17 protein-coding genes, 2 tRNA genes and 1 riboswitch are annotated in these 22,824 nt (G+C 43.8%); of the genes, 15 read left to right on the forward strand and 4 right to left on the reverse strand.

Annotation, left to right across the window (positions count from 1 at the left end; translation table 11 throughout):
- Positions 1-13: 13 nt before the first annotated feature.
- From AC1DV1_RS08545 to AC1DV1_RS08590, 10 genes are all read left to right on the forward strand, one after another.
- Positions 14-1,222: a glycosyltransferase gene (locus AC1DV1_RS08545; protein ID WP_477357521.1), complete on the forward strand. Its 1,209-nt coding sequence runs from the start codon at positions 14-16 to the stop codon at positions 1,220-1,222.
- Positions 1,212-2,177 carry a hypothetical protein gene (locus tag AC1DV1_RS08550; protein ID WP_477357524.1) on the forward strand — a complete coding sequence of 322 codons (966 nt, stop codon included), beginning with the start codon at positions 1,212-1,214 and terminating at the stop codon, positions 2,175-2,177. Before AC1DV1_RS08545 ends, AC1DV1_RS08550 begins: the two co-directional genes overlap by 11 nt.
- The gene (locus AC1DV1_RS08555; RefSeq protein WP_477357527.1) at positions 2,174-3,454 is read left to right on the forward strand and encodes a glycosyltransferase family protein; all 1,281 of its coding nucleotides are present in this window, start codon (positions 2,174-2,176) and stop codon (positions 3,452-3,454) included. The genes AC1DV1_RS08550 and AC1DV1_RS08555 overlap by 4 nt, the downstream gene beginning before the upstream one ends.
- Positions 3,441-4,334: an FkbM family methyltransferase gene (locus AC1DV1_RS08560; protein ID WP_477357530.1), complete on the forward strand. Its 894-nt coding sequence runs from the start codon at positions 3,441-3,443 to the stop codon at positions 4,332-4,334. Before AC1DV1_RS08555 ends, AC1DV1_RS08560 begins: the two co-directional genes overlap by 14 nt.
- A complete protein-coding gene (locus AC1DV1_RS08565; RefSeq protein ID WP_477357533.1) occupies positions 4,335-5,489 on the forward strand; it encodes a glycosyltransferase family 4 protein in 1,155 nt (384 codons plus the stop codon).
- On the forward strand, positions 5,479-6,888 hold the full coding sequence (locus tag AC1DV1_RS08570) for an exosortase Y-associated Wzy-like protein (RefSeq protein WP_477357536.1): 1,410 nt from the start codon (positions 5,479-5,481) through the stop codon (positions 6,886-6,888). The genes AC1DV1_RS08565 and AC1DV1_RS08570 overlap by 11 nt, the downstream gene beginning before the upstream one ends.
- Positions 6,885-8,024, forward strand: coding sequence for an XrtY-associated glycosyltransferase XYAG1 (locus tag AC1DV1_RS08575; RefSeq protein ID WP_477357539.1), 1,140 nt, complete (start codon positions 6,885-6,887; stop codon positions 8,022-8,024). The genes AC1DV1_RS08570 and AC1DV1_RS08575 overlap by 4 nt, the downstream gene beginning before the upstream one ends.
- Positions 8,021-9,436 carry an exosortase Y gene (gene xrtY, locus AC1DV1_RS08580; RefSeq protein ID WP_477357542.1) on the forward strand — a complete coding sequence of 472 codons (1,416 nt, stop codon included), beginning with the start codon at positions 8,021-8,023 and terminating at the stop codon, positions 9,434-9,436. The genes AC1DV1_RS08575 and xrtY overlap by 4 nt, the downstream gene beginning before the upstream one ends.
- Complete coding sequence (locus AC1DV1_RS08585) at positions 9,429-9,983, forward strand: WcaF family extracellular polysaccharide biosynthesis acetyltransferase (protein ID WP_477357545.1); 555 nt, start codon at positions 9,429-9,431, stop codon at positions 9,981-9,983. The genes xrtY and AC1DV1_RS08585 overlap by 8 nt, the downstream gene beginning before the upstream one ends.
- A 129-nt stretch (positions 9,984-10,112) precedes the next feature.
- The gene (locus AC1DV1_RS08590) at positions 10,113-11,684 is read left to right on the forward strand and encodes a hypothetical protein (RefSeq protein WP_477357548.1); all 1,572 of its coding nucleotides are present in this window, start codon (positions 10,113-10,115) and stop codon (positions 11,682-11,684) included.
- Positions 11,685-11,757: 73 nt separating this feature from the next.
- Here the strand turns inward: AC1DV1_RS08590 and obgE are convergent, their stop codons facing one another.
- The 3 genes from obgE to AC1DV1_RS08605 form a co-directional block, all read right to left on the reverse strand.
- On the reverse strand, positions 11,758-12,765 hold the full coding sequence (obgE, locus tag AC1DV1_RS08595; protein WP_477357551.1) for a GTPase ObgE: 1,008 nt from the start codon (positions 12,763-12,765) through the stop codon (positions 11,758-11,760).
- Between the two features lie 120 nt (positions 12,766-12,885).
- Entirely contained in the window at positions 12,886-13,467 is a 582-nt protein-coding gene (locus tag AC1DV1_RS08600) for an adenylate kinase (protein ID WP_477357554.1), read from the reverse strand.
- Between the two features lie 98 nt (positions 13,468-13,565).
- Positions 13,566-13,639: transfer RNA gene (locus AC1DV1_RS08605), tRNA-Arg, on the reverse strand.
- Between the two features lie 349 nt (positions 13,640-13,988).
- A riboswitch (SAM riboswitch) is annotated at positions 13,989-14,103 on the forward strand.
- A gap of 122 nt (positions 14,104-14,225) precedes the next feature.
- Here AC1DV1_RS08605 and AC1DV1_RS08610 point away from each other — a divergent pair.
- The 5 genes from AC1DV1_RS08610 to AC1DV1_RS08630 all read left to right on the forward strand — a co-directional run bounded on the left by AC1DV1_RS08610 (position 14,226) and on the right by AC1DV1_RS08630 (position 21,013).
- Positions 14,226-14,798, forward strand: a complete 573-nt coding sequence (locus AC1DV1_RS08610; RefSeq protein ID WP_477357557.1) for a peroxiredoxin family protein — start codon at positions 14,226-14,228, stop codon at positions 14,796-14,798.
- A gap of 421 nt (positions 14,799-15,219) precedes the next feature.
- Positions 15,220-18,402: a SusC/RagA family TonB-linked outer membrane protein gene (locus AC1DV1_RS08615; RefSeq protein ID WP_477357560.1), complete on the forward strand. Its 3,183-nt coding sequence runs from the start codon at positions 15,220-15,222 to the stop codon at positions 18,400-18,402.
- Positions 18,403-18,407: 5 nt separating this feature from the next.
- Positions 18,408-19,847 (forward strand): SusD/RagB family nutrient-binding outer membrane lipoprotein, encoded by a 1,440-nt coding sequence (locus tag AC1DV1_RS08620; protein ID WP_477357563.1) that lies wholly within the window; start codon positions 18,408-18,410, stop codon positions 19,845-19,847.
- Positions 19,848-19,972: 125 nt separating this feature from the next.
- Positions 19,973-20,045 (forward strand) — tRNA-Cys (locus AC1DV1_RS08625).
- 23 nt (positions 20,046-20,068) lie between these two features.
- The gene (locus tag AC1DV1_RS08630) at positions 20,069-21,013 is read left to right on the forward strand and encodes a PIG-L family deacetylase (protein WP_477357566.1); all 945 of its coding nucleotides are present in this window, start codon (positions 20,069-20,071) and stop codon (positions 21,011-21,013) included.
- 7 nt (positions 21,014-21,020) lie between these two features.
- Here AC1DV1_RS08630 and AC1DV1_RS08635 read toward each other — a convergent pair whose 3' ends face one another.
- Positions 21,021-22,748: a glycosyltransferase family 39 protein gene (locus AC1DV1_RS08635; protein ID WP_477357569.1), complete on the reverse strand. Its 1,728-nt coding sequence runs from the start codon at positions 22,746-22,748 to the stop codon at positions 21,021-21,023.
- Positions 22,749-22,824: the final 76 nt, after the last annotated feature.

Raw genomic sequence — 22,824 nt, forward strand, 5'->3', positions numbered from 1 at the left:
AAAAGGTAAAATATTGCCAAAAAGAATCTGCATTATCACACAATCGCACCTTTGCCGAAATCCCAGGGTTTTAAAAGAGGCGGTTACTTTGGCTACGGCAGGTTATGATGTTATTATTTTAACAAACATTATTTCTGCAGACCTTTACCGGCAAGATCTGTTAGCGATAGGCGCTTTTCCTGGTATTAAGTTGCAGGCAATATCAAACCTTTCCGCATCAAACCTTAATTCATTTAAAGATAAGTTTTTAAGTAAAATTGGCCGCCTGCTTGTGTATAGCTTTAAAATAGAAAACAGCCTCGCACTTGGTTATGGTGCTGCGCGCTATTATAATAAAGCTAAAGCAGTAAAAGCAGACTTATACATCTGCCACCAGGAATTGGCTACTTACATAGGCACGCGACTATTAAATGAAGGCTGCAAGGTGGCTTTTGACTTTGAGGACTGGTACTCGGAGGACCTGCTGCCCCAAGCACGCGCCGAAAGGCCCATCAACTTGCTTCGGCGGATAGAGGCTATCGCTTTAAATAAAGGTACCTATTGCATTACAACCTCAAATGCGTTGGCTAAACAATTATCGCAGTTGTATTTATGCCCGCAACCAAAGGTTATCTATAATGTTTTCCCATCGCCTGGCTCCGTTCAAAATAAAATAAAAAGATTTGACAAGCCCCTAAAGTTATTCTGGTTTTCGCAAACTATTGGCCCGGGCCGGGGGCTTGACCAGTTTATGAACGTATTGAGCATGTTAAGAACACCTCTTGAATTGCACCTGTTGGGCAACATAACTACCGGCTATCATGCAATACTCACCTCCCTAATGCCCGCGCAGCACCATTTATATTTTCATTCCCTTGTTGGCGAAAATCAATTGGCCGCAAAAATAGCCGGCTTTGATATTGGCCTGGCCCTGGAGCTGGATACGCCCCCAAGCCGCAATTATACCATTACCAATAAATTTTTTCAGTATATCCAATCCGGTCTGCCTGTTATAGCCAGCGAAACAGTGGGTCAGCATGAAGCATTTGATAAATTTAAACCGGGCTTCAAATTATCGCAACAGCCATCGCCGGAACAGATAGGCGAGTTGGATAGTTGGCTTAGCAATCCCAGTGAATTACAATTGGCCCAACAACAAGCCATTGAGGCCGCTGCGTTTTACAATTGGGAAAATGAGTCGAAAAAATTACTTCAATTAGTAAACAACGCTCTTGAAAAATAAGGTAAGCCTGCAAATTAACCTGGCACCCGGCGATTATCCGCATGCCAGGTATATCCTTAAACACCAGTTAGCTATTTTAAGTACGCAGGTAGATGAAATTATATTAACCGTTGATACCCGGCCAAGCAAAGGCCGCTTTGCTGAAGGGTGGGAAGAAAATAAAGAGTTACTAAACCAATTCCTATCGGCAGAAATTGAATGCAGCTACAACGTTAAAATTGTCCCGGTTGATTATTCCGCAGTAACCAAACAAAAAGTTGCAGGCTATTTCTTCGGCAAAAAGGACATGCCTGATAAAGACTTTAGAGGTGGCCCTTTTTACGCCTATTTTTTTGGAATATATACTGCGGCCAATAACCTTGTTTTCCATTTAGATTCTGATATGTTTTTAGGTGGCGGAAGTGGAGAATGGATTGCTGAAGCAACACATTTTTTTGAAACTGATACAGCTTGTTTTGTTACTGCGCCTTTGCCGGGCCCGCCCAATAGTATGGATACTTTGACCGGGCAACAGGTAATTAATAAAATTGCCCCTTATACCTGGCAACTGGCAGGTATGAGCACCAGGATTTTTATGATTGATAAAAGCCGGTTTAAAACCGGTAAACTCATATTAACAAGGCCACCAATGCGGGGCCAGTTGAAAGCAATAATTGAAGGCAATGCTAATGCCGATTTGCCCGAACACCTGGTATCGTCCTACATGGACAGTCATAAGTTAAAAAGGATTGATTTTTTAGGGAGCGGCAAAGGCTTATGGTCGTTACATCCCCCCTATCGTACCAATGCTTTTTATGATGGGCTACCGCAACTGATTAAAAATATAGCAGCCAATAACCTCCCTGAAAAGCAGCAGGGTTTTTACGATATTATTGATGAGGTCTGCGACTGGTCGGCAGCGCGGGAAAAAATCAGTAGCAATCGCTGGTGGAAAAGGGCTATAAATAATCCGTGAAAAAACTGCTGATCATATCTCCCTATTTCCCACCCGTAAACGGGGCCGATATGCAGCGCATCCGTATGAGCCTGCCCTACTTTGCAGCTAACGGCTGGGATGCCGAAGTAATAACCGTAGACGAACAATACACAGACCTGCCCGTGGACGAATTGCTTTTACAAAGTATCCCTGAACACCTAAAGGTTCATAAGGTTAAAGCGTTAAAAAAAAGTGTAACATCCAAACTGGGGCTGGGCAGTATTGCTTTGCGGTCGTTGTGGTTTTACAGGGAAAAAATAAAGGAGCTTTTAAAAACACAAGCCTACGACCTGATCTATTTTTCGACCACCCAGTTCCCTGTTTGCATTTTGGGCGCTTATTTTAAAAAACGCTATGGTATCCCCTACGTAATTGATATGCAGGACCCCTGGTTTTCTGATTATTATGAGGATAAACCCAAAGCACAAAGGCCACCCAAGTACTGGTTCTCCTATCGCCTGAACAAATACCTGGAGCCCCGTGCTATGAACCATGTGGGTGGCCTCATCAGCGTATCTGATAATTATATCAGCGATCTGAAAAATCGCTACCCGGCAATTAAGGGCATTCCATCCGTAACCATAACCTTCGGTGCATTTGAACCGGATATGCAGATAGCCGAACAGAACAGGAATACTTTTCCCAATCTTCTCGATTCAAAATACATCAATATAGTGTACATAGGCCGCGGCGGTGCCGATATGCACCGGGCGGTTACCCCATTGCTAAAAGGCCTCAAAGCAGCATTGGATAAAGGCAACGAAGCTTTAAAATCATTACGGTTTTATTTTATAGGCACAAGTTATGCGCCCACCGGACAGGGCAAACCAAGCATTTTACCGCTTGCCCGGCAAATGGGCGTTGCAGGCAATGTAATTGAAATTACCGATAGAATAAGCTACTATCATACACTGATAACCCTGCAACAGGCAGATGGGTTGTTTATACCAGGTTCCGACGACCCTAAATACACGGCCTCAAAAATTTATCCGTATTTGCTTACCCCAAAGCCTTTACTGGCTATTTTTAACAAGGCAAGTTCGGCTATAAGTATCATGAGAGAGTATGGCGTTAAATCGGTTTATGACTACGATTCAGTTTCCGATGCCAACATCAGCATATTCCTGTTATCTTTAATCAATGGCGGTGTTCAACCGCCTAAATATAATCCCGAAGCTGTAAATAAATATTCGGCCAGGCAAATGACCATACACCAGTGCAAACTTTTTGACAGCGTTATCAATGGGAAAAATTAAAAGAACATTCGGCTTTATATTGAACCACCCTTTAGGTAAAAGGCATCCGCTTAAAGCGTTTATCCGTTTTTTAACCTGGCAGGTTCAAAGCAGTATGCAGCCCGCTAAGTTTATGGTAAAACCATTTATTGCCGGTATAAATTTTTATGCACGCAAAGGTTTAACAGGTATTACCGGCAATATTTATACCGGCCTGCACGAGTTTGATGACATGGCTTTTTTGCTGCATTTTTTACAGCCCGGCGATGTTTTTTTTGATATTGGCGCCAATGCAGGCTCGTATACCTTATTGGCTTCGGGCGTTTGTAATGCCAAAACCATTGCTATTGAGGCCTCTGCAAATACTGCAGCTATAACCGCCAAAAACATCGGCCTGAATAAACTGGAAAATAAAGTTACTTTAATAAACGCTGCGGCAGGCGCCACAGCGGGCATATTAAGCTTCTCCAAAAACGAAGATACCACCAACCACATTATTAGCCCCGGCGAAAGCGCAGAAACCGATGCGGAAACAGTAAATGTGATCAGTATTGATTCACTGATCCTTAATGATAAACCCTCCCTTATAAAAATTGATGTGGAGGGCTTTGAAACCGAAGTGTTAAAAGGGATGACCGACACCTTAAAGCTGCCCATACTTAAAGCCATCATTATTGAACTGAATGGCAGTGGTTTGCGCTACGGTTTTAATGAAGATGATATTCACCAAACACTTTTGTCAGTAGGTTTTAAACCATGCCAATATGATCCTTTTAAACGGGAACTACAGTTGATGGATTCATTCGGCAGCTATAATACTATTTATTGCCGCGACGAAGTATTTATAAAATCGCGTGTGAAGGCATCCAAAGGATTTAAAATAATGGGCGAAATTATTTAGATGCGTTTAGCTATCATTACTACCCATCCCATCCAATACTATGCCCCGGTATTCCAATTATTGGCCGAACGAATAGACGTTAAAGTGTTTTATACCTGGGGCGATGGGGCGCAGAAAAAATTTGATCCGGGCTTTGGCAAAACCGTTACCTGGGATATCCCGCTGCTGGAGGGTTACACCTATGAGTGGGTTAAAAACACAGCTCCAAATCCGGGCTCACATCATTTTAAGGGAATAATCAATCCAGGCCTTATCAATCAAATAACATCCTGGCAGGCAGATGCTGTTTTGGTTTACGGCTGGGCATATGATAGCCATTTAAAGGCCATAAGGCATTTTAAAAATAAAATACCGGTTTACTTTCGTGGCGACTCTACCTTGTTGGACAGCAAAACCGGTGCAAAACAATTATTGCGATCGTTTTTTTTGAGATGGGTTTATAGCCATGTTGATCATGCTTTTTATGTAGGCAGCAATAATTGCGCTTACTTTAAAAAATACGGATTGAAAGCCCGGCAGCTTAGTTTTGCGCCGCACGCTATAGATAACGATAGGTTTGCCGCCGAAAGAGGTGTGGAAGCTTCCAAAATCAGGTTGGATTTGGGGATTAAGCCGGCTGATATTTTAGTATTGTTTGCCGGTAAATTCGAAGACAAAAAATCACCGCTTTTATTACTGAATGCTTTTTTAACTTTGAACATGCCAAACGTGCATTTATTATTTGTTGGTAACGGTATTTTGGAGGACGCTTTAAAAATAGCAGCAGCTAAAAACAGCCATATTCATTTTATAAACTTTCAAAACCAGTTGGCAATGCCTGCTTTATACCAGGCCTGTAACTTGTTTTGCCTGCCTTCGCAGGGACCGGGCGAAACCTGGGGGCTCGCCGTAAATGAGGCAATGGCGGCTGGTAAACCCGTATTGGTATCTGATAAATGCGGTTGCGCCGCCGACCTGGTAAACCCGGGCGTTACCGGCGAAATATTTGAAACGGGTAATATATCATCCCTAACAAAGAAACTGGATGCCCTTACAGGTGATAAAAACAGGTTAACAATTTTAGGCCACAACGCAAAAATCAACATAGCCAACTGGAGTTTTAGCAAACAGGCCAATGCTATATTAAGCGTAGTCAATACTATCAATGCAAACTAAGCAGGCACCGTTAGAACGCATTATTGTGTTATATGTACCCTGGGCGCTGGCTGCTTTATTAAGCAGCGATCCCCAGCTGTCGTATATAATAGCCTGGTTTGGATCGTTCCTGATATTTTTGCTGACTTTAACAGGCTGGGTTAAGCCAATACCGGATGACTTAAGCATAGCCGAACAATTGATGCGTCCGATTTTTTTGGTACAGATAATTTTCGCCGGGTACATGGCCAGTACCTCCATATTTTACTTTTTGGATGTATTGGGCTATCAAAATTTTGAAAAAGCAGGCTCAACACTGGTCGATCAGGATCGTTTACAATACACTGCGCAATGCCAACGGTACTATTGCCTGGGGCACGCGGCTTTTGTATCGGGTATTTTAATTTTTATGGATTATGGTACCAAGTCAAAATACTATATGCCAAAAGAAAAACTGGCAAATTTGCTATTGATGTTTGCAGTTGTCAGTTTCCCGGCTTCCATATTTTTTATCCGGATTCCGGGATTATCACAATTTGCAAATCAATTTAGTTCGTTAAGTTTTATAGCCGGTACGCTGGCGCTTGCTTTTGCTATCCCGCTAAAAAAAATTGGCAATACGCTTATTTGCCTGGCATTTTATTTTTTTAACTTTTACACTGCCTTAACTTCGGGCTTTAAGGAGCCCATTATCATCAGTGTACTGGTTTTGGGGGTTTTTCTGTATCCCAATTATAAAAAGTTGGTTGCGGCAATCTTTATCCCTGCCCTGCTACTCTTATTTATGTTTTTGCCAACGTATAACCGTATTTTCAGGCAAAACGCATGGTCGGGCGATGCCTCGGCCGATGAGGCAACTCAATTGGCGCTTGATGCAGCATTAAGCAGCGATTCGGGCGACGATGATGATTCAAACTGGGGCTTTTTGGTGTACCGGCTAAGCGAAATTGATATGTTTATCAAATTCACCCAATCAACCCCAAAAAACGTTGATTTTTACGGCACAAAATTGCTCGAGCAGTCGGGCATGGCTATCATCCCCAGAATTTTCTGGCCCGATAAGCCCAGTACCGAGGATTTGATTATGGAACGGGTTTACGATGCCGGGGTGGTTAACAGGGCTTCGGTTGTATCGGCCAAACCGGCTTTTATTGTAGATGCTTACCTTAGTTTTGGAGGTTTGGGTGTATTTGTAATTATGCTGGTGTACGGTGCAATAGCACAAATTATCTCGGTAAAGGCCGAGAAGCTTTTTGGCGGATACATATTGGGTACCGCTCTGGTATTTAGCGGCCTGTTCCAGATCATGTGGCGTGGCCTTAGTTTTGAGTTCCTGATCAATACCGTGTTCTGGAGCTACGTAAGTATGCTGGTGATCCATAAAATACTTACAGTATCTAATATATTAAAAGAGGTTTGAGGATTCTACAAATTTCGGCGTCATACAAACCGGCTTATGTTTACGGTGGGCCAACCATGTCGGTAGCCATGTTAAGCGAGCAACTGGCAAATGCAGGGTGTGAAGTGTGCGTATTTGCCACAACCGCCAACGGTGTAGCCGAACTTGATGTAAAACCCAACCAACCGGTAATGGTTGACGGTGTAAACGTTACCTATTTTAAACGCATTACAAAAGACCATAGCCACCTTTCGCCCGCGCTATTAAAAACCGTTTGGAAAAATGTCAAAACTTACGATGCCGTGCATATCCATGCCTGGTGGAACCTGGTTTCAGTTCTCTCCTGCCTTATCGCGGTAATACGTAGCGTTCCGGTAGTGGTATCTGCCAGGGGGACTTTAAGCCCCTATTCTTTTCAAAATAAAAACAGGGCAATCAAATTGCTCATCCATAACTTATTGAGCAAACCGATATTAAAACGCTGCCATATCCATGCCACTTCGCAACGCGAAAACGAGGCCGTGAATAGCATCATCGTGCCTAAAAGCTCAACCACTATACCTAATTTTGTAAGGCTGCCTGTTTACCAGCCCTCTGCACAAAACTCAGTAGCGCCTCCAATTAAGCTGATTTTTTTTTCAAGGATAGAGGAAAAAAAAGGACTCGATTTGTTGCTCAACGCATTAATTTTAATCAAAGCCCCCTTCCATCTTACCATTGCAGGCAGTGGCAGCGAAGCTTATGTTAACAGCTTGAAACAATTAGCTGCCGATAATGGCGTTAGCGATAAGATAACATGGGCCGGCTTTATTAATGAAGATAAGTTTGAGGTGCTGCAAAAACATGATCTTTTTATACTACCGTCATATGATGAAAACTTTGGCAACGCAGTAATTGAAAGCCTGAGCGTTGGGACGCCGGTACTCATTAGCCATGAAGTTGGCCTTTCCGATTATGTTAGTGAAAATAAGCTTGGCTGGTTATGCGAAACAAGCGCTGTGTCTGTTGCAGAAATTATTAACCAGGTTGTGGCCCTTCCTCTTGAATTGGAACGCATCAGGCAACAAGCACCTGGTATTATCCACGCTGATTTTAGTGCTGGCAGCCTGGTTGAAAAATATTTAGGTTTGTATACAAAAATCATCGCAAAGCATTGATCCCACCATATTCATTTATCATTATTACCTATAACGAAGAACAGCACCTACCGCGATTGCTGCAATCTATCGACGGGTTAGATGCGCCTGTTTTTATTTTAGACTCAGGCAGCGATGATCATACTATCGTGATAGCACAACAAGCCGGCGCTACCATTTTGCAGCATGCTTTCGAAAATCACCCTAAACAGTGGGACTTCGCCCTAAAAAACTTCGATATCAAAACTCCCTGGATTATTTGTTTAGATGCCGACCAGGTGGTTACTCCGGAGTTGAAAGAGAAGCTGGCAAAATTCAAAAACCAGGAATACCAGGATGTTGACGGTATTTACTTTAACCGAAAGAATTTTTTTAAAGGCAGCTGGATAAAACATGGCGGGTACTATCCTTTTTACCTGCTTAAAATGATCCGCTTTGGTGTAGGTTACTCCGATTTGAATGAAAATATGGATCACAGGTTCATTGTACAGGGTAAAACTGAAATTTGGAAAGATGGCCATATTCTTGAAGAAAACCTTAAAGAAAACAACATCAGTTTCTGGATAGCCAAGCACAACCGCTACAGCGATTTGCTGGCACAGGAGGAGGTGGAGCGCATGCAAAAAATGCGGCAACAAACCCTTAAACCATCATTGTTTGGCTCGCCTGACGAGCGTACAGCCTGGCTTAAGCAGTTGTGGTGGCAATTGCCCCGCTACGTAAGGCCATTGCTTTACTTTACTTACCGGATGATATTCCAATTGGGCATATTAGAAGGGCGTATAGGCGTCATATTCCATTTTTTGCAGGCTTTCTGGTTCAGGCTGATCGTGGATGTTAAAATTGACGAGATCCTCAAAAACAAACAGCCAAACACACTTGTAAACCCGGGTCAGGTCTCGCCAGGCAAATTTGTATTCAGGTTCCTGTTTCTGTTCCTGCTTTTCTATTATTTCAACATTTTATTTTTTGGGATAACCAATCCAGGCGGCCATTATAACCAGTTTTTGGCCAATAACCTAAATTATATACAGGGCCTCCGTTGGTTATTATTGAGCATGAGCACCCAGGTACTTAACTGGCTCGGCTTTTCGGCTATTCATAACGGCACCGAATTGCTGGTTGCGGGCAAAGGGGCTATTATCCTGGTGTACTCATGCCTTGGCCTTGGGCTGATGAGCTTTTTTGCGGCATTTGTAATTGCCTATCCTAAAAAAACAAAACAAAAATTGATCTTTTTAACTTCGGGAATTGTAGTCATCCAGCTTTTAAACATTCTTCGTTTTGTATTGCTGGCCCTGTTCTGGAATAAAAATGCAAGCCGTATAGTTGATCACCACACCATATTTAATATCATTTTGTACACTATTATTATGATAAGCCTGTATTTTTGGGTCAAACAAAATGATAACCGCCCAGACAAATATGCATAAAACCGACCTTTCTACTTATAATAACTACCCTTTTCACCCGGGTGGCAACGCTTTAAAAAGGCTGATATGGTTTTATGTTAATGCTGTTTTTTTTAAAAGCAGTTTTATACCCTCAAGCAATTTCAAAGTTTTTTTATTGCGGATGTTTGGCGCCAGGATAGGGGAAAAAGTAACTATAAAACCTTGCGTAAATATCAAGTATCCCTGGTTTTTGCAAATTGGAGATAACACCTGGGTTGGCGAAAACGTTTGGATAGATAGCCTGGTAATGATTAGTATTGGTGCCAACGTATGTTTATCGCAGGGCGCCGTGTTGCTTACCGGCAGCCACAACTATAAAACAACATCATTTGATTTGATAACCAAAAGTGTAATTTTAGAAGACGGCGTTTGGATAGGCGCAGCTGCAATAATAAACCTGGGTATAACAGCTGGCAGCCATGCTGTACTTACCGCCGGCTCGATAGCCACAAAAAACCTGGAACCATACAGCATTTACCAGGGTAACCCTGCAGTAAAAATCCGTGACCGCGAGATCGGCCTATAAGTAACCCACTACTGTTAAGTTAATAGTACTAAGTCAAAAGTTAAATTTACTCTTTTATTGACTTAGAACTTAAGACTTTCGACTTAAGACTATCCGTTGTTACACGATTAACATAACACTACCTTTATTATGACCGTACAGCAATCACATACCCACAAAATTATATTAATAGCTTTAAGCCTGCTCACTGTCATTTTGGGTGTAATGATATTTATAGCCCCCTCGGCAATGTTTCCAGATCCAAGCTGGGGTTTCCAGGTGATGCACAAGATGCAGGCCGGTGGGGCCTTTAACATTACAAACAAGCCAGATCCTGCCGACATTAGTAAAAACTATAGTGAATTTTTATCCTGGTGGTCGCCGGGGCAATATTTGGTCCCTTACTTTTTTAAATCGTTGTTTAGCGTTAACGATGGGCGTGCAGCAGCGCTTACTACCCTTGTTTGTGGATTATTGGGCATAGCCGGCTGGTATACTTTCTTTAAAAAGGCCGGCTTTGAAAAGCATTTGGCTGCTATAAGTGTATTAATTATTGTTATTCAGCAAGCCTTTATTATACCCTACATATTTTATAATGGTGGCGAGGTTTTACTTTTCGGTTTCCTGGGCTGGTTTTTATACGGCTGTGTCAGCTTTGATAAAGCAGACTGGAAGCTTGCCTTATTTTTACTGCTATCCGGGTGGATAGGCTTCTTCTGCAAATCATCCTTTCTATGGATGTACGGGGCAGGATGTTTATACCTATGGCTCAGCCTGTCTCAAAAGAAAACAACATTAATCGACTGGTTTAAAAATGGTACCTGGATTGCCATCCCCGCTGCACTATCATTGGCTGTAGTTTATTTTCAATACATGTCTAAAGGAGCAAACCCGGCAGGCACTTCATTTGGCTTTAAATTTAGCTGGGAGGCATTAAGCTTTCCTTTGGCGTCGCCCTTATTAACGGGCCTTTCGTTGGATGATATGTTAAACGGCCTTATAACGCATAGTAATGCCCCTATACTCAATCAGGGATGGTCGTTGTTTGTCCTGTCAATAGCGGCTGTATTGAGCGTATTATTAGTAATACGCATCGTTCGTGTTGTTCCTAATAAAAGCTATGCGCTGCTACTTAGCGTTTTTTATTTGCTTTCCATATTGTTTTTTGGGTACAGTTTTTTAAAACAGGCCAACATCTCCTATGAGGGAAGGCATTTACGTATAATCGGCTTGCTGATAACACCGGGCATTGTTTACCTGGTAAGTTTAAGTAAGCTGCCCGTTAAAATTGGATTTGGTTTGCTTTGCCTGTTTATTACTGCTTTAAGCATTAGATATTTTGCCCCCAGTTATTATCAAAATGCAACCAAAAATGCCAGGGGGACATCCGGGATAGCACAGCTGTTTATTGATCAGCCATCGTTAGATCAGATCATGGAACTCGATCGTAAAAACACCAATGCTATTTTTGTATTCATCAGCCCCGACCTGGGTTTGGAGATAAACCATAACCGCTATGTGATATTAGATCCTATTGGCCCCGACGTAAAAATTGAGTTTGACGACTACGTACACTACGGTCATGGCGGGCCAATTTTCATCATGTTGCCGGCAAGTTATATGGGGCCAAAATCAAACATTATCCGTAAATGTTTCCCGGGTTATAAGGGCTTTCATATGGATATGCTGAGTGACAAATATGTGCTGTATTCTGCTAAATAAGTTTCAATTTATATCAAAAAAATACAAAAAAATATAAGCTTTATACAGTTTTAGTCCAACTATTTAAAGCAATTTAAACACTTGCTTTATTGATCTCGGCCCAAAGCAAATCCTTCAATCCGGCCAGGTTTTTTTGAGCTACCGATGAAATAAAAATGGATGGCACACCCTCCGGCAGCTCCTTCTTCATTTCGGCCTGAAGTTCCTCATCCAATAAATCCATTTTAGTTACTGCCAGCACACGTGGTTTGTGCATCAATTCGGCATTGTATTCCTGCAGTTCATTCAGCAATATTTCATACTCCTGGCTGATGGTTCGGGTAGTGTCGGCAGGTACCATAAACAACAGTACCGAGTTACGCTCGATATGCCTCAGAAACCTAAAACCTAATCCCTTACCTTGCGATGCACCTTCAATGATGCCCGGGATATCGGCCATTACAAATGAGCGGTTATCGCGGTATGACACAATGCCCAGGTTGGGAACCAGGGTTGTAAAAGCGTAATCGGCAATTTCGGGCTTGGCGGCAGATACTACCGAAAGCAGGGTTGATTTACCGGCATTAGGGAAACCCACCAAACCAACATCGGCCAGGATCTTTAGCTCCAGTATATTCCAGTCTTCCTTACCATCTTCGCCGGGTTGGGCAAAGCGGGGAGTTTGCTGGGTTGGGGTTTTAAAATGCCAGTTACCCAGGCCGCCACGGCCGCCGGGAGTTAAAATACGGGTTTCGCCATCCTGGGTTATTTCGAAGATCACTTCGCCGGTTTCGGCATTTTTAACGGTTGTTCCCAGGGGTACCTCTAAAATCTCGTCTCTTCCGGTTTTGCCGCTACGTAATGAACTGCCGCCCGAATCACCATCGCCGGCAATAACGTGCTTGCGGTATTTAAGGTGCAGCATAGTCCATAGCTGGGCATTGCCTTTAACAATAACGTGGCCGCCACGACCGCCATCGCCACCATCGGGGCCACCTTTTGAGGTCAATATATCACGGTGTAAATGCGCAGAGCCCGCCCCTCCGTGGCCACTGCGGCAACAGATTTTCACATAATCAACAAAATTGGAACCTTGCGACATAATTTTTCTCTTTTTGAGACCGAAAGTCCGAAAGTCAGTAAAGTCCGAAAGTTTAAGAATTTTGACGTTCCTAACTTTCGGACTTTACTGACTTACCGTCTTCCGGACTTATATTTAATATTAATCTTTTAACCAGGCTTCGATAATGGCATGTATCTGGCCAAAAATCTCATCAACCGAGCCTATACCATTAATGCTTTTAAATTTATCCTGGTTTTTATAAAAACCGGCCACTGGCGCCGTTTTATCATTGTATTCGTGAATGCGTTTGCTAATCACTTCCGGATTGGCATCATCAGGCCTGCCCGAATCTTTACCACGTAGCAATAGGCGGCGCAATAATTCATTATCATCAACCTCAAGCGCTATCATTCCGGTTATTGCCGAATGCTTGCTGGTTAACAGGCTATCCAAAGCTTCTGCCTGTGCAACCGTGCGGGGGAAACCATCAAAAATGAAACCCTTACCGTCTTTATTGCTATCCAGCTTATTGCTGATCATACCAATTACAACCGCGTCAGGAACCAACTTGCCATCATCCATCAACTTCTTTGCCTCCAACCCAAGTTCTGTTCCTTGTGCAATTTCGCCACGTAAAAGATCGCCGGTTGATAAATGGATCAATCCATATTGTTCAATAAGCTTTTGTGACTGAGTCCCTTTCCCGGCTCCGGGAGGACCAAACAATACCAGGTTTAGCATGCTCGTTATAAATTAAAAGCCTTTCGGTACAACACAGAAAGGCTTAGGATTAACTTTGTACCTGTATGGATTAAACCCATTTAAAGGCAAATTATATGTGCACTCGAAGGGAGTCGAACCCCTAACCTTCTGATCCGTAGTCAGACGCTCTATCCAATTGAGCTACGAGTGCTTTTCGAAACGGAATGCAAAGATAGAATTTCTTTTCAATCTCTCACATTTTTTTTTCAAAAAACCTGTAACTCGCAGTTTTACATGGCCTTACTTTCCTCCGTAAATCAGGTATTTGTTTTATATGTTTAATTTTTTACCCGGATATCGCATATAGAACCAATTAAACAAAATTGGGGTTACCCCTTTTGCGGCATGAACCGGAGATAGATAGGCCGGTGTAGCTTAGCCTGGATGAGTCGTGACCATCGTTCAATACCACTATTCATTTCATGACAATTAAATTATATAATGTCTATGTATTTAGTAGAATATATTATATATTTGCATCACTAAACAGTTCTTTAATTTAATTATCAAGAAAGACGGAGGGAAAGGCCCTGTGATGTCTTAGCAACCTGTAAGCCCAATTGTTATAAAGGTGCTAATTCCTGTTCGCCATTTAAGTGGCGGAAAAGATAATGTATGTTACGTTACTTACAGCTATATAGCTGTGCCATCATATCGTTATCGCCCAAATTTCTTGTTTATTTAAATTCCAGTGCTTTTAACCCTGCATTATAAAAACGCAGTTAAAAATTTACGTTATGAAAATTAAACAGCTACTCATCACCTGCTCCTTATTAATAACCGGCTATTTGGCCGTTGCGCAAACCACAACGCCTGCTCCCCTGCCTGCATCAATTGACCGGGGTTATATTGTTAAAACCGGCGAGCAAGCGCCCGATGATTTTAAACTGGTACTGGCCGATGGCACCCAAACTTCACTAAAACAGCTTCGGGGTAAGATAGTTATCCTGCAATTTACCGCAAGCTGGTGCAGCGTATGCCGCCAGGAAATGCCTCATCTTGAAAGAGATGTATGGCAGGCTTATAAGAACAAAGGCCTGGTACTTATCGGCGTTGATAGGGACGAACCGCTTGAAAAAGTGCAACATTTTCAGCAGGAAATGAACATCAGCTATCCGCTGGCGCTTGATCCTGGTGCCGATATTTTCGGGCGCTTTGCCAACAAAAAAAGCGGTGTAACCCGCAACGTGGTTATTGACAAAGACGGCAAAATTGTATACCTCACCCGCCTTTATGATACCCAGGAATTTGCATCGATGCTAAAAGTAGTTGATGCGCTGGTTAACAATAAAACTGCATCTGTAAACTAATTAAAAGCTTAAAGCAGAAGGCATAAAGCTCAAAGTTTCGGGTTTCAAAAACCTCTTTAGTCAAATTCTTATATTTTGAGTCAAAACGGCACTATCTACTTAATACTACTATCTATATATCAAATTGTTATGAAAACAACAAGAACACCTTTTCCAAGCGTATTCCCTGCCAGCAAATTCGTACCGTTCTCCCTCGCTTCTGTTTACCTGTATATGCAGGGTATGCGTTGTTGCTGTTAAATAAAGGCAACGGTTATTAGCCACGGGTCCCCTGCTGCAGCTGGCCGCCTCTGCTTATAACCAACACAATCAACAATCAATTTACCGGTACTATAAATTCAACAGCAGGCATTGCTATGCCCAAAATGCTGATGACCGGCTTTGCTATACCGGCAATAAAAACTATTAATCATTAACCATCATGTTAAAAAATTACAAATTTCTACTGGCACTCCTGTTGCCATTTTTTCTCATCCAAACAGTTGCGGCGCAATCTGTTAAAATAAGCGGCACGGTAACCGCTAAATCCGATGGCTTGCCATTGCCAGGTGTAAGTGTAGCTGTAAAAGGCACCACTAATGGTGCACAAACCGGCGCCGATGGCAAATTCAGCCTGAACGCCAATGTTAACGATGTGCTTAAAGTTTCCTATCTCGGTTTTGCAACGCAGGAAATTACGGTAAAGCAAGCCGAAACCAACCTGCAAATTGTACTGCAGGATGCACCAAACTCCCTTAACGAGGTGGTGATCACGGCGCTCAATATCTCTAAAGATAAAAAGACATTGGGCTATTCGGTTCAGGGATTGAAATCAAAAGATATCTCCGAAGCCAAGGAAACCAACCTGGTGAACGCGCTGGCCGGTAAAATTGCCGGTGTGCAGGTTACCAACAGCCAGGGCGATATGGGGTCGTCTCGCATCATTATCCGCGGCGAAACTTCGATAGGCAATAACAACCAGCCCTTGTTTGTGGTTGATGGCGTTATTGTTGATAACAGCCAGTTTTTGGGCACCAATGGTTCAAGAGATTTTGCCAACGCCATAGCCGATCTTAACTCCGAGGATATTGAATCGGTAAGTGTGCTTAAAGGGCCAAACGCGGCGGCGCTTTACGGTTACAGGGCCGCGGCGGGTGTTATCCTTATTAAAACCAAAACAGGTAAGGGCACAAAAGGGCTTGGCGTTACTATCAACTCCAACACCAGCTTCTCGACCGTAAACATCCTGCCCGATTACCAGAACGAATACGGCCAAGGATCAAATGGCAAGTTTAGCTATGTAGATGGTAAAGGCGGCGGCGTTAACGATGGCGTTGACGAAAGCTGGGGCCCCGCGCTTGACGGATCGCTTATTCCGCAGTTTTACTCCAACGGCCAGGCTGTTCCGTTTGTGGCCCATCCGGATAATGTAAAAAACTTTTTTAATACAGGCGTAACCTTAAATAACGGTGTAGCACTGGCAGGCAGCAGCGATAAGGCTGACTACCGCTTATCGTACAATAACCTGCACCAAACCGGTATTGTACCTAACACCTCGCAAGGCCGTAACTCGTTTTTGCTTAACTCTACCTTCAAGCTTAGCCCTAAGTTAACGGTTACAACTATTGCCAATTATATTAAAGACGATGCCGATAACCTGCCCGGCGCCGGCGGCAAACGTGCAACCAGCACCATGCTACAGTTTACGTGGTTTGGCCGCCAGGTTGATATCAGCCAGCTTAAAAACTATAAAGATGCTAATGGCAACACCTTTAACTGGAACAACAGCTATTATAGCAACCCTTACTGGCTGGCCTATGAAAACACCGTAGGGCAACACAAAAACCGCATTATAGGAAGCGTTGAACTAAATTATAAGATCATCGAAGGCTTATCGGCCAATTTCCGTACCGGGACTGATTATTATAACGACAGGCGCAAAATTAAAGTAGCTTACGGGACCAACGGCACCCCATTTGGATCATACGAGGAAGATGCCTACACCGTAAACGAAACCAATACCGAAGCCAGGCTGCAGTACACCAAAAAACTCAATAACGATTTCTCGTTAGATGTTTTGGGCGGTGGTAACATCAGCTCCATATTAAATGAGCAAAACGACCAGATAGCACCTAAACTGGCAGTAGCCGGTTTGTACACCTTAAGTAACTCGCGCGATCCGCTGGTATCATCCAACTATTATGGCAAGCTTAAAACTTACAGCTATTTTGCATCGGCACAAATAGGTTTTAAAAATTACGCCTTTATTAACCTTACCGGCCGCAACGATTGGTCGTCAACCCTTCCGGCGGCCAACCTATCCTACTTTTATCCTTCGGTCAATGGCAGTTTGATACTTTCAGAGGCACTTGATATTAAAAGTGACATTTTAACCTATGCCAAACTACGTGGCGGATGGTCAAAAGTGGGTAAAGCTACAACCCCTTATCAACTTATCAATTACTATAATTTTACCGCTCCTTTTGGTTCAAGCCCACAGCAAAGCCTGGGCACTGTTGATTTGAACAGCAAGCTAAAACCGGAAACCACCACATCGGCCGAAGCCGGTTTTGAGCTGGGCTTTTTCCAGGACAGGGTTCATTTAGATGTAAGCGCATACAATACCAACAGTATAAACCAGATTGTTACCGTTGACGTAAGCCCATCAACCGGTTACAGCCAAAAACTAATCAATGGCGGCAGCATCAACAATAAAGGTATTGAGGTGCAACTGAGTTTAACACCAATAAAATCAAAAGATTTTACCTGGGATATAACCACCAACTATTCGCTTAACCGCAGTAAAGTAGTTAAGCTGGATGATGAAGGCCGCCTGCAAAGCATCATATTAGGAAGCGACCGTACCGTGCAGGTGTTAGCCGCCCTTGGGCAGCCTTATGGTACCCTATATGGCAACGCCTACACCCGCGATGCATCCGGGCAAATTGTTATAGGCGCCAATGGCACACCGGTTATCAATCCAACCAAACAATACCTGGGCAAATTTACACCTAACTGGCTGGGCAGCATCAATAACAGCTTTACCTACAAACGCATTAACCTTGGTTTCCTAATTGATGCAAGGTTTGGCGGATCTATCTATTCAAACACCAACCGCACGGGTACCTATACCGGCGTGCTGGCCTCTACCCTGCCGGGCCGGGGTACTGCAAACGGCGGTATCAGCTATTATTACCCGGGCAACAATACATCGGCAACCGCGGTACAAGTTAGCGGCAGCGCTCCCGCAGGCGTAACGGTTTACAATGATGGCAAGATCTTTAAAGGCGTTAAAACCGATGGCACCGCCAATACAACCATATTACCTGCCCAATCATACTACAAAGGGTTTACCAATGTTGATGAAGCTTTTGTTTACGATGCATCTTACATTAAACTGCGCGAGGTTAAACTGGGTTACACTTTCCCTTCAAACTGGGTAAAAAGCGTCGGCCTGCAATCGGCAACCTTATCTGTTGTTGGCCGCAACCTGTGGATAATCCATAAAAACGCGCCAAACATCGATCCTGAAACCGCCTTTAACAACGGCAACGGCCAGGGTCTGGAAGACCTTACCCTGCCAACCGTACGCAACATTGGCTTCAACATCAACCTTAAATTTTAATAACCATGAAACTTAAATATACAACTATCATATTATCAGGCGCGCTGTTATTATCGGCAGCATCGTGCAAAAAAGACCTGGTAGATATTAACCAGAACCCTAATAACTCGCAAACGGCACAGCCCGATTACCTCCTTACTGCAGCAAGCAAGGTTACTGCCGATACGTATTGGGGCACCGCCAACAACATGGAAGCAGGATTACTGTTTGTACAATACTGGGCCAAAATTCAATATACCGATCCCGACAGGTATATATACAGCAACAGCGCTTTCCAGGAGCTTTGGACGGTAGGTTATTCAAAAAGTATAGTTAACCTTAACCAGATCATTAAACTGGGCGATGCGCAGGCCAATACCAATTACAAAGGTGTGGCGCTGGTACTACGCTCGTGGGTATTTACCTTGCTTACCGAGGCCTATGGCAATATCCCTTATAAGCAGGCGGCCAACATAGATCAGTATCTTACACCCGCTTATGACAGCCAAAAGGATGTTTATTTTGCCCTGCTTGATGATTTAAAAGCAGCCCAAACTGCGCTTGATCCATCGGGCAAAGCCATTGCCGGCGATGTTATCTATGGCAACAATATTGCCTTGTGGAAAAAGTTTGCCAACTCGCTGCGCCTGCGCATTGCGTTAAGGATTGCCGATAGGGAGCCTGCAAAAGCCAAACAGGTTTTGGCCGATATACAAACCGAGGGTGGCAGTTACATCAGCGCTAACACCGAAACCGCGCAATTTACCTATGTAGATTCGCCAAACCAAAACCCTATCAGCAATTTGTTTGATACCAGGGACGATTACCGCGTCAGCAAAACTATTGTTGATAAACTTTTTGCGCTGAATGATCCGCGCCTCCCCGTGTACGCCAGCAAAACCAAGGATGCCACGCCGCAAACTTACGTAGGCATACCCAACGGCCTGCTGGTTGGCGATGCCAGCAACCTGGGTTTTACCAAAACATCAAAACCGGGTACTTACTTTTTAGCGCCGCATGCCCCTGCCGTAATCATCAGCTATGCTGAAACCTTATTTGACCAGGCTGAAGCCGTAGCACGCGGTTTTATTGCCGGGGATGCTGCCGGGTTATACAAACAGGCGGTAACTGCATCATTAAAGCAATACAGCATTGCCGATGCGGATATTGCCACTTACACTGCCCTGCCAGCCGTGCAATACGATGCCACCAATTACAAAAAGTCAATTGGCGAGCAAAAATGGATAGCCCTATTTGGCCAGGGACTGGAAGGTTTTACCGAGTGGCGCAGGCTTGATTACCCGCAGCTGCAGCCTGCTGTAGCGGGTACGTTAAGCGGCAAACTGCCGGTAAGGTTTATTTATCCCGGAACAGAGCAATCGTTAAACGGTGCCAACTACAAGGCGGCGGTTGCCAGCCAGGGTGCAGACGTATTGACAACCAAATTATGGTTTGATGTAAATTAAAAATGATAAACGGCCATGTTTGGGGTTGATACCCGGCATGGCCGTTTTTAAAGCCGAAAAGCAGAATGCTAAAAGCTTAAAGCTGGTTTGCTTCGGGTGATATTAATTGATAGGCGTTATGAAAAGGCGGAGTGGCCGAGTGGTTCAGGCGGGGGTCTGCAAAACCCTTTACGGTGGTTCGAATCCACCCTCACGCCTCCGGGTTTAATGTAAAATATGCTATGAAAAAGCTGGGTGTACTATTATTAACTGTTGTATTTTATTTTGCGGGATTAAAACTGGGCAACGCCCAGGCTACAGCCACAGGGCCGCGTGTACTGGTAGTTATGGCCCATCCCGATGATGAAAGCACTTTTTCGGTAACACTGTACAAAATTGCCAAAGAGCAACATGGCATTGTTGATTTGTTTGTAATAACAAACGGCGAAGCCGGCTACAAGTACGCTACCTTGGCCGAAAGCTATTACGGCATTGAACTAACCGACGAGAAAACCGGCCGCGCCAACCTGCCACGCATCCGCAAGCGCGAGCTGGTAAACGCGGGTCATATTCTGGGCGTAAACAACTATTATTTTATCGATCAAAAAGATGCCCACTATACCTTAAACGAAAAGGAACCGCTTGATACCAGCTGGAATGTTAATACCGTAAACAACCGGCTGCACCAGGTTTTAACCAGCAACCATTACGATTTTATATTTACCCTATTGCCAGAGGCCAGTACCCACGGCGCCCATAAAGCCGCCGCGCTGGTTGCCTTAAATGCCATAACAGCATTACCGGCAAATAACCGACCGGTTATTTTAGGTGCGGCTACCTGTAACAAGGCCGATACAGCAACCCATTTTACCGGCTACGGTACTTATGCACAAACCAAATCGTTAACAGACACGGCGAACTTTAAGGTAGACCGCACAGCTTCCTTCAGCTACAAAAACAGGGTAAACTACAAAGTGATAGCCAACTGGGAAATTGCCGAACATAAATCGCAAGGTGTTACCCAAATGAGCATGAACGATGGCGATGTGGAGAATTTCTGGTATTTCGCGGTGAATGGCACGGCTGGTTTACAAAAAGCCAGGGCTTTGTTTCGGGCGCTTAGTTATACCCCTTACGTGCCAAAAAGCTACCAGGATGCAAAGCCGTTGTACTCAAAATCTAAATAATCCGCGGCTATTTTACCGTATATGCAATTGCCTTGCTATTGCGCCCGCCGTTAAACGGATCGGTACGTAACGAAAACACCAATTGATATTTGCCAGGTTTAGCTGGCGCTATTACGTTAAACTTAAAGTGGGCTGTTTCGCCCGGTTTCAAGCTGATGTTATAGAAGCTATCATCGGCCTTTTGGCTGCTGAACACGTCGGTATCAACAATAAAACTGGCTTCAAAAACAAGCTGGTGCAACTGACCTTTGTTGCCAAAACTAATGGGGACGCGGTAAGGGTTTTTAAATGTTAAATCAAAAATCTTCTGTTGCCCGGGTGATACTATCTCCTCTTTTTCGGTTGCGTCAAACTCGATTTTCTGATAGGTGCGCACATCGTCTATCCAGCCGCCGTACCATGTACCGGCAGGTGTATTGATGGTATCCGTACTTAACCCCGCCTGTGGGTGTTCTATTACATAATACGCGCGTTTGTGCTGCAGGCTGTCTTCTATCGGCCAAAACTCGTACTGTGTGCGGCGGTAATAGCGCGGGTCGTAGTCAAATCCTTTTAGGGTATTGTTATAAAAATTATATTTCGATGGGTTTTGGAAGCCTTCGTTAAAAATTACATAGTTGTCGCCCGCCTTGTCATGTACCAGTTTGGCCCAATCTTCAAAATCGTAAAAAATCCTCAGCGCATGCATTTGTTTTAGTACGGGTAGGCCGGTTATAATCAGCAACCTTACAAAAACAATCAAAATGATGTTTATAATGGCCAAACGGCTAAACCAGGCAGGCTTGCCCCCGTGTTGTGTAAAATGGATAAGCGCCAGCATACATAGCGGTACATAGGCAATTAGCGTCCAATGCAGCTGCACCTCGCCTTTAAATGATGTCAGGAAAAAAAACAGCAGTATGCCAATACTGTTTACCAGCAACACCCGTGTAAAAACATCCTTAATACGCAGGGTAAAGCCTTTATAAAATAACAGCCAGCCAATTAAAGGGCCGGCCATAAGCAGTTGACCCAAGGGATAATTATAGGAAAAGGACAAATCATAAGGCTTATCTGCCCGCTCGGCCAAATGGTAGCTTATGGATGGAAACTGGTTATTAATCTGCCACAAAATATGAGGTATAAACAATACCAGCGCCAGTAGCACAATACCATAAAACGATGCCCGCTTAAACAATTTAGGGCTCGATATAACAGTGCACCCCAACAGCAATATGCCGTGATATTTACTATATAGCAAACAAGCGGCTATTACGCCTAATATCAGTGCCAGCTTCCAGCTGTCCTGTTCAAGGTATTGCTGTAAAAAAAAAAGGAACAGTACCGTAAAAATAAGCAGCGGCGCATCGGGCGTGGTGATGAAACCATAAATATGAAACACAAAAATTCCGGATACCACCAGGATAAACGTAAGCGCATCAACCCGGTATTTTTTAAGCGTTAGCCAGATAAACCAAAGCGACAGGCTGCTGCTGAGAACCGTAAGTAGCCGAAGCCCGAATTGGTTATGTATAAGACCATATCCGGCGCGGATAAATACGGCCACCATGGGGGGATGGTCATAATAACCCCAGTCCATAAAACGCGAATAAAGCCAGTAGTAAGCTTCATCGGCATGCACCTCCAACGTGGCAGCCTGTAGGATGTTCAGCGCCGTCCACAGCAATAAAAAATAGATGATAAGCTTATTTTGCTTACTGGTGTCCTGTACATTAATGGTGGCGGTATCCTGCATCAGCTTCTATTTTTTGTTTGATAGCGTAAAGGTATAATAAAACAGGTAAGCTGAAAAACACCTTCCATAACGGCGG

The organism is Mucilaginibacter sp. P4_D1, assembly GCF_056401935.1.